The organism is Enterococcus bulliens (genome assembly GCF_053761865.1).
Window position 1 is genome coordinate 1 of record NZ_JBSMXK010000013.1, and the last position, 14,540, is coordinate 14,540.

The following is a 14,540-nucleotide window of genomic DNA, read 5'->3' on the forward strand; positions in this document are numbered from 1 at the left end:
AGAACGAGAATTTTTATGATGAATCAGTTAATCGTCATAAAATAACAAAAAAATCAGAGGAAGCAGATTTCTCTACTTCCTCTGATTTATAAAATTTCTCTTCATCAGTCCTTATTGACAAAGAGCCTAAAAAAACTGTAGCCCATGCGGCTACAGTTTTTTTATTGTTGATCAGTTGACACTGTTTTTCTTAATAATTTTTCTTTGATCATTTTAGTCACCGGTGTCGCGGCTTCTTTGATTGCACAGTACTTATCAACCATCGTGACGATGTAACTTTCCTTGTACTTAGGTGGTGCAATCGTTGCGCCCCACATGTGTTTGATGATAATGTCGCGTTCCACTTCAGATAGCTCTGTGATTTTTTCTGCGTTTTTTACCGCAATTCGAGGATGCATATAGGCATGGCTGCCTCCGTCAAATTTCGTAGTACGCCAATCATAGTAAAACATATCATGCAATAATCCTGCACGGGCTACAGCACGCGCATCGGCTTTTGTTTTCTTTGCAATTTGATAGCTATGGTAGGATACACTAATCGAATGGTCTAAGCGAGTCGAATGCAGATGTTGTACGAACTCGGATAAACGTTGAACTTCGGGGTGTTCCAATAAATCTGCTACACAAGACATATACTCAGCATCTTGTTTCCATTTTTCTGTCATAAACTTGTACGCCACCTTTTCAATCTGTACAGTTGTGTACGAGAAAAAGTATAGCACGCACAATCACCCACTTCTAATAAAACCGAGGTATTTTCTCATTGTTTAATCATTTCTTATAAAATAAAAAAGAGCTGTCTATCAATTTTATCCTAATCAAATGAATGCTTAAGAGAGAAAATGATACATTAATATCCCTGCAGCTACACCTACATTCAACGATTCTGCTTGACCTAATAGCGGGATGTAAAGATTTTTCGTCGTGTTTTCAAGTAACGATGACGCGACTCCTTGTCCCTCATTGCCAAGAATCAACGCCATATCTTGAGTTGGTTTGATCGTGCGATAATCGACTGCGGCTTCATTTAGCTCTGTACCGTAAATCGGAATATTCATTTGGGTAAACGTATCGCAGACATCTGCTAAGTCTTTTCGAATGATCGTTAAATGAAACTGGCTCCCTTGCATGCTGCGAACTACTTTGGGATGATAAACATCGACTGTTCCTTTTCCTAAAATAACTCCAGTAAAACCTGCAGCATCTGCTGTACGGATCATGGTGCCCACGTTTCCAGGATCTTGCACGCGATCTAGACAAAGCCATTTTCCAGCTACTTGATCTAGTGGTGTTATCGGCATCTTTACACAAGCCAAGATTCCTTGTGGAGTGACAGAATCACTTAACATAGCAAAGATTTCATCAGCTAGATAAGTCGCTTCAAGTGCTTGTTGCTCGATCCATGTTTCCCACTCTTGTTTTCCACGGGTATTCACAAAAAGATGTGTGATTACTTGATTGGTCTTAACAGCTTCTTCGACTAAATGAAATCCTTCGATCATATATTGTTGTGTTTGTTCCCGATATTTTTTTTGATGCAGTTTTTTTAATTCTTTGATTATCGGATTGGTTTTTGATGTAATTACGTCCATATTTTCACCTCAATTGGCATTATAGCACGGATTTAGTATAATCAACCTATCAAATATAGCTTTCAGGAGGGATATTATGCGAACAGTAAAAATGAGCGTGAGTGGACGCGTTCAAGGAGTCGGGTTTCGCTATTTAACAAAACTCGCAGCAGATGAACAGCAAATTACAGGCTCTGTCAAAAACGAAGAAAATGGGGATGTTACAATCATAGCCCAAGGAAGTCAACAACAGCTTGCCTTTTTTATCAGTACAGTCAAAGCCTCTCCTTCGCCAATGGGAAACGTGCGCGCATTAGAAATCGAGGAACTAGACAATGCTACCCACTATACTTCGTTTGATGTTCTTTATTAATTCTTAAGTCTTTAGGATGGAACAGATGTTTTTTTCCCGTGTGATTGAAAAGACACAGAAACTTTAGTATAGTTAACTTTGTCTAAATTACATGAAAAGGAAGAAATAAATGAAAAATAAAAAAACATGGTTCTTAGCAAGCGGTCTATTCACGCTGTTGTTCTTTTTATCTGGTTGTGTCAAAACAATCGAACAAAACGGTACACGTGTTCCAGATCCAGATGGGTTTATCTACAAAACATTGGTTGTTCCTCTAGGAGGATTTTTAACGTACTTAGCAGAAAACTTTAACTGGGGATTTGGCCTAGCTATCATCATCGTTACGATCATCGTTCGGATCATTTTATTGCCGATGGGAATCAGTCAGTCGAAAAAAGCGATGGTTCAAGCAGAAAAAATGCAATATCTTAAACCACAAATCGATATTGCGCAAGCCAATATGAAAAAAGCTGCAACAAAAGAAGAACAAATGCAAGCGCAAATGCAAATGCAGCAAGTCTATAAAGAAAACAATGTCAGCATGTTCGGTGGAATCGGCTGCTTACCATTGCTGATTCAAATGCCAATTTTCTCAGCATTATACTTTACAGTTAGCTATACACAAGGAATCAACAGTGCAAGCTTCTTAGGGATCGATCTTGGAAAATCTAGTTTGATCTTAGTGATTCTAGCTGGTCTTTCATATGTCGGCCAAGGCTACCTATCCTTGATCGGTGTGCCAGAAGAACAAAAGAAAACCATGCGTAGTATGTTGATCGTTTCTCCTTTGATGATCGTCTTTATCTCCTTTAGTGCACCGGCTGGTGTGACATTGTACTGGGTTGTTGGGGGTATTTTCAGCTGTGTCCAAACGTTTATTACAAACGTCTTGATGAAACCAAGAATCAAACAGAAAATCGCAGCGGAGATGGAAAAAAATCCACCTAAAATTGTTGTAACACCTACTGTTAAAGACGTAACGCCACAAACACAAACTACTAAAAAAGTCACCACAACTAAACCAAACGCTAAAAATGGCCGTAATGCCGGAAAACAACAAAAACGTAAATAAAAAAAATCGTTCAGAGAATCCTCTGAACGATTTTTTTATTTTGTCATTAATTCATCTAAACTTGCTAACGTCAAGGCTAATGTTGCTAAACGCGTCAACATCGCCAAACGATTATGACGAATCGCTTCATCTTCTACCATCACCATCGTTTGCTCAAAATAAGCTTCGATAGGTTCTTGTAATGCCATTAATGCTACATAATTTTCTTCTAAAGTCCGTGTCGTAAATTGTGCCTCTACTTCTTTGATAGCCGTGTACAACTCTTGTTCCGTCTGATTTTCAAACAGCGCTTCGTCTACCGTTTTTTCTGTGATCTCTTGTTTTTTCGCTAAGTTGATTACACGCGTCAACGCTTCGATCGATGGTTTAAACCCAGCATCTTTAACATGCGCATTTAAAACAGTCGCTGCTTCAAACATTTGGCTAAGATCTGTTTGACTAGAATGGATCACTGCTTCGATAATATCGTGGCGGATCGCTTTAGTTGCTAAAAATTGGCGTACACGACCGTTTAAAAAGTCTAAAAATGGTGTTTGATCTTCCAATTGGATATCCAGTACAGCTAGATCTTCAGCTACTGCATCTTTGATAACGTTGCGTAAGTCTAGTAATGAAAGATTCCATTCTTTTTGTTCAATAATTCGAATGATCCCATAAGTTTGACGACGTAGTGCAAACGGATCATTTGATCCACTTGGGACCATACCAGCAGCAAAGAACGTCAACAAACTATCTAGTTTGTCAGCTATCGCTAAAACCGCACCAATCGTTGATTCAGGTAGTGCTCCTTCACTTGAGATTGGCAAGTAGTGTTCACGGATCGCTTGTGCTACAGCTAGTGTTTCACCTTGTAACAAGGCGTATTTCTCGCCCATGATCCCTTGTAGTTCTGGAAATTCGCCGACCATATTGGTCACAAGATCAAATTTATAAATCTCACTCGCACGTTTTAGATCATTGGCTTGTGTGTCACTTAATCCAACTGTTTGTCCGATGATTTGCGCTACTTTCGTAACACGTTGCATTTTTTGATACAAAGAACCAATCTTTTCATGGAACGCTACTTGTTTTAATTTTTCAACACATTGAGCAATCGTTAGTTTTTGATCTTCTTGATAGAAAAATTCGGCATCTTCTAAACGAGCAGTCAACACTTTTTGATTTCCTTTGGCAACATTTTCGATCCCCTTTTCATTTCCATTACGCACAGAAATAAAATAAGGCAACAAGGCACGATCTTGATTACGTACATCGAAATAGCGTTGATGTTCTTTCATAGACGTGACCAATACTTCCTCTGGCACAGATAGATATTTTTCGTCAAATGAGCCTAAAAAAGCAGTCGGATATTCTACTAAATTTGTGACTTCTTCTAATAATTCTGCATCTAAGTCCACGATGACCTCGTGTTTAGTTGCGATTGCTTCGATTTGGTTTCGAATCATCGCTTCTCTTTTTGCAGCATCCACAATCACCGCTTGCGCATCTAGTGCTTCTTCATACGCACTTGGATCAGCAATCGTCGCCGGTTGGCCTAAAAAGCGATGGCCACGTGAAGTACGTCCAGTTTGGACATCTAGTAACGTAAAATCAATGATCTCTGCTCCATATAAAGCCACGATCCAATGAATCGGACGAATATATTCAAAGGTATAACGATTCCAATGCATTGTTACAGGGAATGTTAGGCTGGTAATGACTTCCTTTAACCCTGGCAATACATCAATGGTGTTTTGACCCTTGATTTCTTTTGTCACATAAACATACTCCACATCTTTGATCGTTTTGAATGTAATTTCTTCAACCGTTACACCTTGACCACGAACAAAACCTTCAGCTGCTTTTGACCATTCTCCTTGATTATTTAACGCGATTTTTTTAGCGGGTCCTTTGACCTCTTCTTTGATATCTTCTTGTGATTCTGGTACATTGATCACTTTCACCGCTAAACGTCGTGGTGTTGAGAAGACTTCAATACTATCAAAGCTCAACCGATTTTGTTGTAAAAAATTGGCTGTTTTTTCTTTTAATTGGGCTACACTTTTGCCAACAACATGTGCGGGCATTTCTTCTAAACCAATTTCTAATAAGATATCTCGAGACATTACTTTTCCTCCTTGATCCATTGTGCAGCTTCTGTGCGACTAAGTAGTGGATACCCTAATTTTTCACGCTCTGCTACAAAAATTTTCGCAACTGCTTTAGCCATATTGCGGATACGAGAAAGATACGCTGCTCGTTCGGTAACCGATACCGCACCTCTAGCATCTAATAAGTTAAAATTATGGCTACACTTTAAGATATAATCATATGCTGGATGGACTAAATTTTCTGCGATACATCGTTTTGCTTCAGCTTCAAATTTGATGAAGTTGTCAAGTAACAATGCTTGGTCACTCAGTTCAAATGAATATTTTGAATGCTCATATTCAGGTTGAGTAAAGATCTCACCATATTTCACACCTGGCATCCACTCTAGATCATACACACTCTCTACTTCTTGAATGTAAGACGCTAAACGTTCTAATCCATAAGTGATCTCAGATGTTACCGGTTGGCATTGTAAGCCTCCGACTTGTTGGAAATAAGTAAATTGTGTAATTTCCATACCGTCAAGCCATACTTCCCATCCTAAACCTGCACACCCCATCGAAGGGTTTTCCCAGTTATCTTCAACAAAACGGATATCGTGTTCTAAAGGATCGATCCCTAATAAAGCCAAACTTTCTAAATAAAGTTCTTGGATGTTTTCTGGTGAAGGTTTCATAACGACTTGAAACTGGTGATGTTGATATAAACGGTTTGGATTTTCACCATAGCGTCCGTCTGCTGGTCGTCTTGAAGGCTCTACATACGCCGCATTCCACGGTTCAGGTCCGATTGCACGTAAAAACGTGTACGGACTCATTGTTCCGGCTCCTTTTTCGGTGTCATATGCTTGCATTAACATACAGCCATTATCTGACCAAAATTTTTGTAACGTCAAAATCATTTCTTGGATCGTTAAAGTTTGTTTCTTCATGTCTACACTCCTTTTATTTGTAAAAGTCCATACAAAAAAGTCCCTATACTCTTAAAGAGTATAGGGACGAGATTCTCGCGGTTCCACCCTACTTCCAGATTAAATCTGGCGCTTTTTTTCACTTGCTCTCAAATGCCTCAATATCGACGTTCTTTATTTGTCTCTCACTATCACAAATTCGCTTAAAAAGAAGTTTATCGACTTGTTTTTGATCATCGCAATGGTCTATTTACGTTTCCTCTATGATAGTAGCTAACTAGGTCATTTGTCAACCTAAAAATAAAACGTACCTTAATTCGCTGATGGTCCATCCATAGGGTACCACGTGGCTAGTTTATCTAGGAAGGTTTTGCTTTTGAGCTTGATTCCGATGTATTCATCGTATAATTCATCTAGCACCTGGCGAATCGCTTGTTTTGTCTCAGTATTGAGCGTAATTGTTTGGATTTGCGTGTATTCGATTTGATGAAACAAGCGCAAAAAATGGATTGCACGAGGATCAGCATGGTAACGATAAGGATCTAGATGCATATGTTCTGTACACAAGATGCCACTATAAGCTGAAGAAAAATCGAATTTTCCTGTCCGTTTATGACAAACCACACAATCTTGAAAATGAAGGCGCACACCAAATCGTTGCATCAGTTGGATCTCAAAAATATTGGTAATGATCTCTGCATCTTTTTTTTCATCAATGAGCGTCAATGCTTGTTCTAAAAAGTGAAATAATTGGGGATCGTATACATGATCTTCAATTGCCGCATCTGCTAGATTCAATAAATACGTTGCATGAGCTGCGAGTACGATATCTTGTTGAATCTGTTGAAAAGGTGTGATATATTTTGCTGCATTTAAAAACGAAAGCCCTTCTGTATGAAAGGCACCAATATATGTCGCTTTTGTATAAGGCATAACGGCAGCTTTTAAGGGATTATTTTTCCGATGGATCCCTCTAACATAAAACATTTGTTTTCCAGCTGATTCCGTAAAAATTTTGACAAGCTGATCTTTTTCCTTATGATTTTTCACAAATAAAATCAGTCCCTTTGACTCTACAATCCCCATATCGTCCTCCTCTTGACACAAAAAGTTACACAACGGTTAGCTGTGTAACTTAGTTGGTTAATATTCGTTTTCTTTGTAGCCGTAATCGGTCAGATAACGTTGTTTGTCACGCCAATCTTTTTGCACTTTTACCCATAATTCTAAGAATACTTTATCTCCTAGTAATTGTTCAATGTCACGACGTGCTTTTGTACCGATTTGTTTCATCATCTTGCCGCCTTTACCAATCACGATTCCTTTTTGACTATCTCGTTCGACGATGATCGTCGCTTGGATTTCGACTTTATCTTGATCGTTACGTTTCATCGAATCCACTACCACGGCTACAGAATGCGGAATTTCGTCGCGTGTTAATAATAATATTTTTTCGCGAATCAACTCAGCAACAATAAAATATTCTGGATGATCTGTGACTTGATCTTCTGGAAAATATTGTGGACCTTCTGGTAATTTTGATTCGATCGTCTGCATTAACGTTTCGAAATTGTTGCCTTCTGTAGCAGAGATTGGAACGACTTCTGCAAATTCCATTTGTTTCGCGTAATCTTCAATTGTCAATAATAACTGATCCGGTTGGACTTTATCCAATTTATTTACGACTAAAAAGACGGGCACATCACTTTTTTTCAAGCGTTCAATGATAAAGTCGTCTCCTTTACCACGCTTTTGATCTGCACTGATCATAAACAACACAACGTCGACTTCACGTAATGCACTGTAGGCTGTTTCAACCATAAAGTCACCTAGACGTGACTTTGGTTTATGGATTCCTGGTGTATCGATAAAAACGATTTGGGTATCGTCTGTCGTATATACTCCTTGGATTTTGTTTCGTGTTGTTTGAGCCTTATCACTCATAATCGCAATTTTTTGACCAACGATTCGATTTAATAATGTTGATTTTCCAACGTTTGGGCGACCCACGATCGCTACAAATCCTGATTTATGTTCTGTCATTTCTTCTCCTTAATTAAAACCATGCTATAATTTTTGGGATAAAAATCAAACATCCAATTAAAAAAGCAAAGCATGCGGTGAGTAAAACAGCCCCAGCTGCAATGTCTTTGACTTTTTTTCCGACGGGATGAAAATGATGATCCGTTACCATATCGACTACATTTTCAAAAGCAGTATTGATCAATTCAGCGAATAAAACCAAAAAACAACTGCCTAGTAGCCAAAACCATTCATACATCGCCAAGCGAAAGAATAGACCCGCTAAAATGGCTGCGACTGTCGTCATAAGATGACTACGAAAATTTCGCTCATCATGAAAAGCTGTCTTCCACCCTGTAACGGCAAAGTCGACCGATTGGATAAATGATTTGTTTTTTTCTGTTTGTTCGTGCGTCTTATCTCTCAAGTCCATATGCATCAAGAATTTCTTTTTGAAGGCCAAACATCTCTTTTTCATCTTCTGGAGTCATATGGTCATATCCATTGATATGTAAAAAACCATGTAAAGCTAAAAACCCTAGTTCACGATCAAAAGAATGACCATACTCACTAGCTTGTTCTTTGGCACGCTCGACTGAAATCATGATGTCTCCAAGTGTTCGTGGTAGATCAAGGGCGTTTTCTTCATCAAAGAAAATCTCCATCTCTCCCTCCCCTTCTTCTTCAAATGCAAAACTAATCACATCAGTCGGCGCATCTTTTCCTCGATACTCCCGATTGATGACTTGAATCTCTGGGTTATTCATAAACGTAACCGACATCTCTGCATCTTCTTCAATTCCTAGATGCATTGCTGCAAAATTTAATAATGCTTGAATTTCGCTGATTTTTTCTGGTGTTACGAGTGTTTGTTCATCAATAAAGGTAATTTCCATCTTGTTACGCTTCTTTCTTTGAGTCTTGTGATGCAGTAGGTTTCATTTTAGGATATTTGATCCGCGAATGGAAAGTCGAACATAATCCATTGACTAAAGATTCTTCAACTAACCGAATTTCTTTTAACGTTAACCCAGAATCTTCTAGTTGTCCATCTAAAATTCGATCTTTAATCAAATTTGAAACAAAGCGTTTGATATCTTCATTACTTGGATGATCCATCGCACGTACAGCCGCTTCACAACTATCTGCGATACTTACGACACCTGCTTCTTTTGACTGCGGTTTTGGACCTGGATAACGAAAATCCGCTTCTTCGATTTGATCATTGCGTTCTTTGGCTTTCACGTAAAAGAATTTCATCAATGTTGTGCCGTGATGTTGTCGACAAATATCGATCACCATTTGCGGCATCCGCTCTTTTTCTAAGACTTCTGCGCCATCTAAAACGTGACCGAAAATAATATCGCGACTATCTTCTGGCAACAAGAAATTATGCGGATTCTCCGCTCCGGCAGGTAAATTTTCAACAAAGAAATTTGCATGTTTCAATTTACCGATGTCATGATAATAACACGCTACACGTGTGAGCAAGGAATTGCCACCAATCGCTGCGACCGCATTGGCACTTAAATTGGCTACCATCATACTATGGTGATACGTGCCGGGTGCTTCTTCTAATAAACGTTTCAATAGCGGATGGTTTGGATTACTCAATTCATTTAATACGATAACACTGTCATCAGTTACGAGCAATTCGATATACTGATGTAGTCCCATCGTCAAGAGTAACGACAACAGCGTCCCGGCTAAAGCACAGGCTAAGGCGATCCATGTTTGTCCTTCGGTAATACTCATTCCTTGATAGATCACAAGCATAATGTTCATCAACAATGGGAAGATGACCAACCACATCGTCGAGATCACCAATTGTTCGGAGATACGTTGTTGACGAATGATCGCCCCTATCACACCTGAGAACAAATACGAAAGCAAAATAAAAATCAAAATATTGGTTCCAATATCGCTATAGGTATTATTGAAAATAAACATCGCAAAGATTACTTGGAATAACGCTGCTAATAGCCCTGAGCGTCGATTCATAAATAGATTCAACACAAGCGGCGCAAATGCAGCTGGAAAGAATAACGGGATATACGGTAGTCCCCCTGATTGAAACAGTTGGAAAAACTTCATCGCGACCATACTAAGCGTCATAATCGTCATATAAAATAGATAACAATCAGTAGCTTTAGTTTTTTCTTCCATTTGTTTGACAAAAAAGATCAGCATGCCGATTTGCAGTAAAATCGCACAAACTACAGCAACCAATGAAAAATAGCTTTTATTTTTATTGGTCAATCCAAGCAATTTCAATTTTTCGATCGCCGTTTGATCGATTTGTGAACCTTCACGAACGATGATCTCCCCTTGGTAAATCATCACCGGCTGAATGGCATCTTTTGCTTCATTTTGCAATTCAGTCGTTCGTTTCTCATTTAAGAAAGTATTGGCCACGATCCCCTTACTTAATAAATAACGGATGACACTTGCTTGACTAACACTTAATTCTAGTTGATCCAACTGATTTTCAGCCGTTTGTCTAGCGGTTTCGACCTCATTGGATTTGATTTGTTTAGACATTTGTTCATTCATCAATTCAAGTGTTTGATCACGAACAGTTGCTATTTCAGCAGATGAAAGTGTAAATATATTTTGTAAAAAATTCGTGTTCATGCTTTGATAAAAATCTAAATCGTCTGAATCGATTGATTTGAATTCTTTCTTCAATGCCGTAATCAGTTCATCTACAGTCGGTTTCACAACTTCTGTTCCATTTTTTGCGGCTTGTACTTTTTGTTGATACGATTTATCTGCCGCATCTTTCACACGTAAGATCAAGGTGAATAAATTATTGACTAAATCGTATTGTTTTTTCGCCATATCCGATTGATAGGTGTATTCTGGTGTGACCGCTTCGGCTGCTAATTTGCGTTTTTGCTCCGTTGCGTTCGTATTTTCGATCGTTTTGTTCGCTCGGATATTTTCTTCCGCTACTTGGCCTTCTTGATAGCTCACACTTTTTTGCTGCACACTAGGATACAATAATAATGTACTGATAATAAAAAAGAATACTAAGACGGTCGGAATAAAAAACCGTCCCATTTTTTGATGTAATTTTGCTAAAGGTTGAATTATCATACGTTCTCCCTTCTTTATTCAAGTGCCGTTTCATACTCATACGCTTTGATGATCTCAGCGACGACGGGATGTCTCACTACATCTGCTGCATCAAAATGAACAAATTGAATTTGTTTGATGTTTTGCAACGTTTGCTGCGCATGAACGAGACCGCTTGTGACACCTTTTGGTAAATCGATTTGGCTAGCATCTCCATTGACGATCATTTTTGAATGAAAGCCTAGTCGTGTCAAGAACATCTTCATTTGTGCGATCGTCGTATTTTGCGCTTCATCTAAAATCACAAATGCATTTTCTAATGTTCGTCCACGCATATAGGCCAATGGTGCAATTTCAATGACTCCGCGTTCCATTAGACGCGTCGTGTGTTCGACACCAAAGATTTGATACAACGCATCGTAGACTGGACGTAGGTAAGGATCAACTTTTTCTTTTAGATCACCTGGTAAAAATCCAAGTTTCTCCCCTGCTTCTACTGCTGGTCGCGTCAAGATGATTTTTTCTACTTGCCCTTTTTTTAGTGCCGCGATCGCTAATACAACGGCTAGAAACGTCTTCCCAGTTCCAGCTGGACCGATCCCAAATACTACATCATGCTTTTCAATAGCTTCGACATACCGAATTTGACCAAGATTTTTCGCACGGATCACTTTTCCTGTACGATCTTTTAAAATCTCTTGTTCATATAACGTCAAAAAAGAACCCAATTTATGTTGATGCATCAATTTCAATGCGCTAATCACATCGGGAGTGGTAACGTTGATCCCACGATTGATCAAAAGCAATAACGCTTGGATCAATTCAACAACTTGATCGACTTGTGCTTGTTCGCCAAGTACTTGAATGACCTCGCCTCGTGTTAAAATCGTGGTTTGAGTATGTTCTTCGATAACTTTCATATGTTTATCATGTGTACCGACTAGCATCGCTAAGTCATCTGTTGATGCTAATTCGATTTCTCTAGAATATTGGTTTTCAAACAAAAAAATGATCGCTCCTTCGTGATTGAACTTTAGTACCATAATACCATAACTCGTTTTAAAACGTTACTGCTTTTCATTTTGTCTGTAAAATTGAAAAAAGTCGCAGACAAAACTGTCTGCGACGTGTCCTTACCTCTTATTTCAATAGCTCTTTCACAATTGCGTTTACTTGATTTCCATCTGCTTTACCTTTAACTTGAGGCATCACAACGCCCATTACTTTACCAAATTCTTTGGCAGAAGTCGCATTCGTTTTCACGATTGCGTCAGAAACGATTTGACGGATTTCTTCTTCAGTCAACTGCTGCGGAAGATATTTTTCTACGATGATAATTTCACCTTTTATTTTTTCAACAAGATCTTCACGACCCGCTTTTTCAAATTCAGTCAAAGAATCACGACGTTGTTTCATCTCACGAGATAAAATCGTCAATTCTTCTTCATCATTCAATTCGTGGCCAACCTTGATTTGCTCGTTTTGAAGCGATGCTTTCAACATACGAATCACGCTCAAGCGTTCTTTATCTTTAGCCTTCATCGCCGTTTTCATGTCATCGTTCAACGTACTAAGTAGCGTCACACTACCAGCTCCAATTCTTTGCGGCTAGATTAGAATTTTTTACGTTTTCTAGCTGCTTCAGATTTCTTCTTACGTTTCACACTTGGTTTTTCATAGAATTCACGTTTGCGAGATTCTTGTAAAGTACCTGCTTTTGACACGGAACGTTTGAAGCGACGAAGAGCATCGTCAAGAGATTCATTTTTGCGAACCACTGTTTTTGACATATAAATTCCCTCCCTCCGAGCTTAAAAAGTAACCGTTTTTGCTAATTGGAAACCCAACCAACAACACTGTCCTTAAAAAATTATATATGAGGGGTATCAAACTGTCAAGATGTTCTCTTAAAATGTTCTGAGAATTTCGTGATTTGACTAATTTTGGCATTCCTCACATCGTCCATAAATCTCAAAACGATGGCCTTCAACCTTACATCCTTGTAATTGGTCTTCAAAGATCGTCATCGGACAATATTGAAGCTCTTTCGTTTTGCCACACACCGAACAAATAAAATGATGGTGATGCTCACCGATTCCATGTAATTTACAGTGAAAGCGAAATTTCATCTCGCCATTTAGATCCGTTTGTTCGACGATTCCGATTTCTGAAAAATCATGTAAATTACGATAAATCGTATCATAACTAACATTAGGATACGTTTGACTTAGTGCTTCGTAGACTTCTCTAGCCGGCAGATAGCGGTTGGTCTTGGCTAAATAAGTCAAGAGCATCTCTCGTTTTTTGGTATATTTAAACCCGTATGTTTTTAGTAATTCTAACGCTTGCTCAATTCCTGATTCATGCGTGTGCTGCGTGTGATTTGTCATAGCTGTTTACCCCTAAATCCAAATGATTACGATTCATTTTAATCACTTTATGGTATACTATTTCTATAAAAAAAACAAGTGAGGCGAATTTTATGACAGACAATCCTATTATTAATTTCTTTGTGGTATCTGATTCTGCTGGTGAAACGGCTACAAAACTTGCCCAAGCAACTATGGCACAATATCCTTCGGTTGATTTTTCCCTACATCGCAGAACCTTTATCCGTTCAAAGGAAGCACTTTTAAAAACATTAAAAGATGCAAAACAAAAAAACGGTGTGGTTTTACATACCTTGATTAAAACAGAATTGATCGAATTGACAAATGAATTTTGTGAACAAAGTGGTGTCTTTCATATGGACGTTCTTTCTCCTGCTGTCGATGAAGTCGCAAGACGTACCGGTATCGAACCTTCGCGTGAACCAGGTGCGATGCATCACTTAAATGAAAATTATTTTAAACGAATCAAAGCGATGGAGTTTGCTGTCAAATACGATGATGGGAAAGATCCAAGAGGCTTTTTAGAAGCAGACGTTGTATTATTAGGCGTTTCTAGGACATCTAAAACGCCACTTAGTTTATTTTTAGCGAATAAAAATCTAAAAGTAGCCAATCTTCCAATCGTACCGCAAGCGCATATCCCTAAACAAATTTGGGACGTCGATCCTAAAAAGATCGTTGGTTTGACGAATGATCCAGACGTTTTAAATTCGATTCGCAAAGAGCGCATGTTGACCTATGGGTTAAATCCCGATACGGCCTATTCAAATATTGATAAGATCCGTGAAGAACTAGATTTTGCACAAGATCTTTATGAGAAAATCGGCTGTGTCGTGATCAATGTGGCATCTTTATCTATCGAAGAGACAGCCTCTATGATTTTAAATGCCTTAAAATTAGAAGACCACAGTTATTACATTACCGATTCTGACGAAAGTACCAAACCAATTTAAAACAAGAAACTGTGCCAAAAGTAGATAGCCAAAAAATAAGTCGAATCGTTACCTATTTAGGTAATGATTCGACTTATTGTTGACAATGCTATTTCTGATGC

Annotated in this window: 16 protein-coding genes; 3 read left to right on the forward strand and 13 right to left on the reverse strand. The window is 38.5% G+C overall.

Annotated elements, in window-relative coordinates; translation table 11 throughout:
- Positions 1 to 161 precede the first annotated feature (161 nt).
- Complete coding sequence (locus ACWOEC_RS07625; RefSeq protein WP_455307148.1) at positions 162 to 665, reverse strand: HDIG domain-containing metalloprotein; 504 nt, start codon at positions 663 to 665, stop codon at positions 162 to 164.
- 165 nt (positions 666 to 830) lie between these two features.
- Complete coding sequence (locus ACWOEC_RS07630; protein WP_455307150.1) at positions 831 to 1,592, reverse strand: TrmH family RNA methyltransferase; 762 nt, start codon at positions 1,590 to 1,592, stop codon at positions 831 to 833.
- 76 nt (positions 1,593 to 1,668) lie between these two features.
- Here ACWOEC_RS07630 and ACWOEC_RS07635 point away from each other — a divergent pair, with 76 nt between their 5' ends.
- Positions 1,669 to 1,944 carry an acylphosphatase gene (locus ACWOEC_RS07635; RefSeq protein WP_455307152.1) on the forward strand — a complete coding sequence of 92 codons (276 nt, stop codon included), beginning with the start codon at positions 1,669 to 1,671 and terminating at the stop codon, positions 1,942 to 1,944.
- Between the two features lie 109 nt (positions 1,945 to 2,053).
- Positions 2,054 to 2,995 carry a membrane protein insertase YidC gene (gene yidC / locus ACWOEC_RS07640; RefSeq protein ID WP_455307154.1) on the forward strand — a complete coding sequence of 314 codons (942 nt, stop codon included), beginning with the start codon at positions 2,054 to 2,056 and terminating at the stop codon, positions 2,993 to 2,995.
- Between the two features lie 35 nt (positions 2,996 to 3,030).
- On the opposite strand, the gene glyS is transcribed toward yidC, so the two are convergent.
- The 11 genes from glyS to ACWOEC_RS07695 form a co-directional block, all read right to left on the reverse strand.
- Entirely contained in the window at positions 3,031 to 5,100 is a 2,070-nt protein-coding gene (gene glyS, locus ACWOEC_RS07645) for a glycine--tRNA ligase subunit beta (RefSeq protein WP_455307156.1), read from the reverse strand.
- Positions 5,100 to 6,017 carry a glycine--tRNA ligase subunit alpha gene (glyQ, locus tag ACWOEC_RS07650; protein WP_297075324.1) on the reverse strand — a complete coding sequence of 306 codons (918 nt, stop codon included), beginning with the start codon at positions 6,015 to 6,017 and terminating at the stop codon, positions 5,100 to 5,102. The genes glyS and glyQ overlap by 1 nt, the downstream gene beginning before the upstream one ends.
- Positions 6,018 to 6,308: 291 nt before the next feature.
- On the reverse strand, positions 6,309 to 7,082 hold the full coding sequence (recO, locus tag ACWOEC_RS07655; protein ID WP_455307158.1) for a DNA repair protein RecO: 774 nt from the start codon (positions 7,080 to 7,082) through the stop codon (positions 6,309 to 6,311).
- Between the two features lie 57 nt (positions 7,083 to 7,139).
- Positions 7,140 to 8,039 carry a GTPase Era gene (gene era / locus ACWOEC_RS07660; protein ID WP_455307160.1) on the reverse strand — a complete coding sequence of 300 codons (900 nt, stop codon included), beginning with the start codon at positions 8,037 to 8,039 and terminating at the stop codon, positions 7,140 to 7,142.
- Between the two features lie 13 nt (positions 8,040 to 8,052).
- A complete protein-coding gene (locus ACWOEC_RS07665; RefSeq protein ID WP_297075317.1) occupies positions 8,053 to 8,457 on the reverse strand; it encodes a diacylglycerol kinase family protein in 405 nt (134 codons plus the stop codon).
- Positions 8,435 to 8,914 (reverse strand): rRNA maturation RNase YbeY, encoded by a 480-nt coding sequence (gene ybeY / locus ACWOEC_RS07670; RefSeq protein ID WP_455307163.1) that lies wholly within the window; start codon positions 8,912 to 8,914, stop codon positions 8,435 to 8,437. The genes ACWOEC_RS07665 and ybeY overlap by 23 nt, the downstream gene beginning before the upstream one ends.
- Before the next feature lie 4 nt (positions 8,915 to 8,918).
- On the reverse strand, positions 8,919 to 11,117 hold the full coding sequence (locus ACWOEC_RS07675) for an HD family phosphohydrolase (protein WP_455307165.1): 2,199 nt from the start codon (positions 11,115 to 11,117) through the stop codon (positions 8,919 to 8,921).
- A gap of 14 nt (positions 11,118 to 11,131) precedes the next feature.
- A complete protein-coding gene (locus ACWOEC_RS07680; protein ID WP_455307167.1) occupies positions 11,132 to 12,139 on the reverse strand; it encodes a PhoH family protein in 1,008 nt (335 codons plus the stop codon).
- Between the two features lie 97 nt (positions 12,140 to 12,236).
- Positions 12,237 to 12,680 carry a GatB/YqeY domain-containing protein gene (locus tag ACWOEC_RS07685; protein WP_455307169.1) on the reverse strand — a complete coding sequence of 148 codons (444 nt, stop codon included), beginning with the start codon at positions 12,678 to 12,680 and terminating at the stop codon, positions 12,237 to 12,239.
- A 29-nt stretch (positions 12,681 to 12,709) separates the two neighbouring features.
- Complete coding sequence (gene rpsU / locus ACWOEC_RS07690) at positions 12,710 to 12,886, reverse strand: 30S ribosomal protein S21 (RefSeq protein WP_002356740.1); 177 nt, start codon at positions 12,884 to 12,886, stop codon at positions 12,710 to 12,712.
- Between the two features lie 147 nt (positions 12,887 to 13,033).
- Entirely contained in the window at positions 13,034 to 13,486 is a 453-nt protein-coding gene (locus ACWOEC_RS07695) for a Fur family transcriptional regulator (RefSeq protein ID WP_297074661.1), read from the reverse strand.
- A gap of 92 nt (positions 13,487 to 13,578) precedes the next feature.
- On the opposite strand from ACWOEC_RS07695, the gene ACWOEC_RS07700 reads away from it, so the two are divergent.
- Positions 13,579 to 14,439: a pyruvate, water dikinase regulatory protein gene (locus ACWOEC_RS07700; protein ID WP_455307171.1), complete on the forward strand. Its 861-nt coding sequence runs from the start codon at positions 13,579 to 13,581 to the stop codon at positions 14,437 to 14,439.
- Positions 14,440 to 14,540 lie beyond the last annotated feature (101 nt).

Coding starts and splice junctions, on each gene's coding strand:
- ACWOEC_RS07625 (WP_455307148.1), bottom strand. CDS start 665: ATGACAGAAAAATGGAAACAAGATGCTGAGTATATGTCTTGTGTAGCA.
- ACWOEC_RS07630 (WP_455307150.1), bottom strand. CDS start 1,592: ATGGACGTAATTACATCAAAAACCAATCCGATAATCAAAGAATTAAAA.
- ACWOEC_RS07635 (WP_455307152.1), top strand. CDS start 1,669: ATGCGAACAGTAAAAATGAGCGTGAGTGGACGCGTTCAAGGAGTCGGG.
- yidC (WP_455307154.1), top strand. CDS start 2,054: ATGAAAAATAAAAAAACATGGTTCTTAGCAAGCGGTCTATTCACGCTG.
- glyS (WP_455307156.1), bottom strand. CDS start 5,100: ATGTCTCGAGATATCTTATTAGAAATTGGTTTAGAAGAAATGCCCGCA.
- glyQ (WP_297075324.1), bottom strand. CDS start 6,017: ATGAAGAAACAAACTTTAACGATCCAAGAAATGATTTTGACGTTACAA.
- recO (WP_455307158.1), bottom strand. CDS start 7,082: ATGGGGATTGTAGAGTCAAAGGGACTGATTTTATTTGTGAAAAATCAT.
- era (WP_455307160.1), bottom strand. CDS start 8,039: ATGACAGAACATAAATCAGGATTTGTAGCGATCGTGGGTCGCCCAAAC.
- ACWOEC_RS07665 (WP_297075317.1), bottom strand. CDS start 8,457: ATGCATATGGACTTGAGAGATAAGACGCACGAACAAACAGAAAAAAAC.
- ybeY (WP_455307163.1), bottom strand. CDS start 8,914: ATGGAAATTACCTTTATTGATGAACAAACACTCGTAACACCAGAAAAA.
- ACWOEC_RS07675 (WP_455307165.1), bottom strand. CDS start 11,117: ATGATAATTCAACCTTTAGCAAAATTACATCAAAAAATGGGACGGTTT.
- ACWOEC_RS07680 (WP_455307167.1), bottom strand. CDS start 12,139: ATGGTACTAAAGTTCAATCACGAAGGAGCGATCATTTTTTTGTTTGAA.
- rpsU (WP_002356740.1), bottom strand. CDS start 12,886: ATGTCAAAAACAGTGGTTCGCAAAAATGAATCTCTTGACGATGCTCTT.
- ACWOEC_RS07695 (WP_297074661.1), bottom strand. CDS start 13,486: ATGACAAATCACACGCAGCACACGCATGAATCAGGAATTGAGCAAGCG.
- ACWOEC_RS07700 (WP_455307171.1), top strand. CDS start 13,579: ATGACAGACAATCCTATTATTAATTTCTTTGTGGTATCTGATTCTGCT.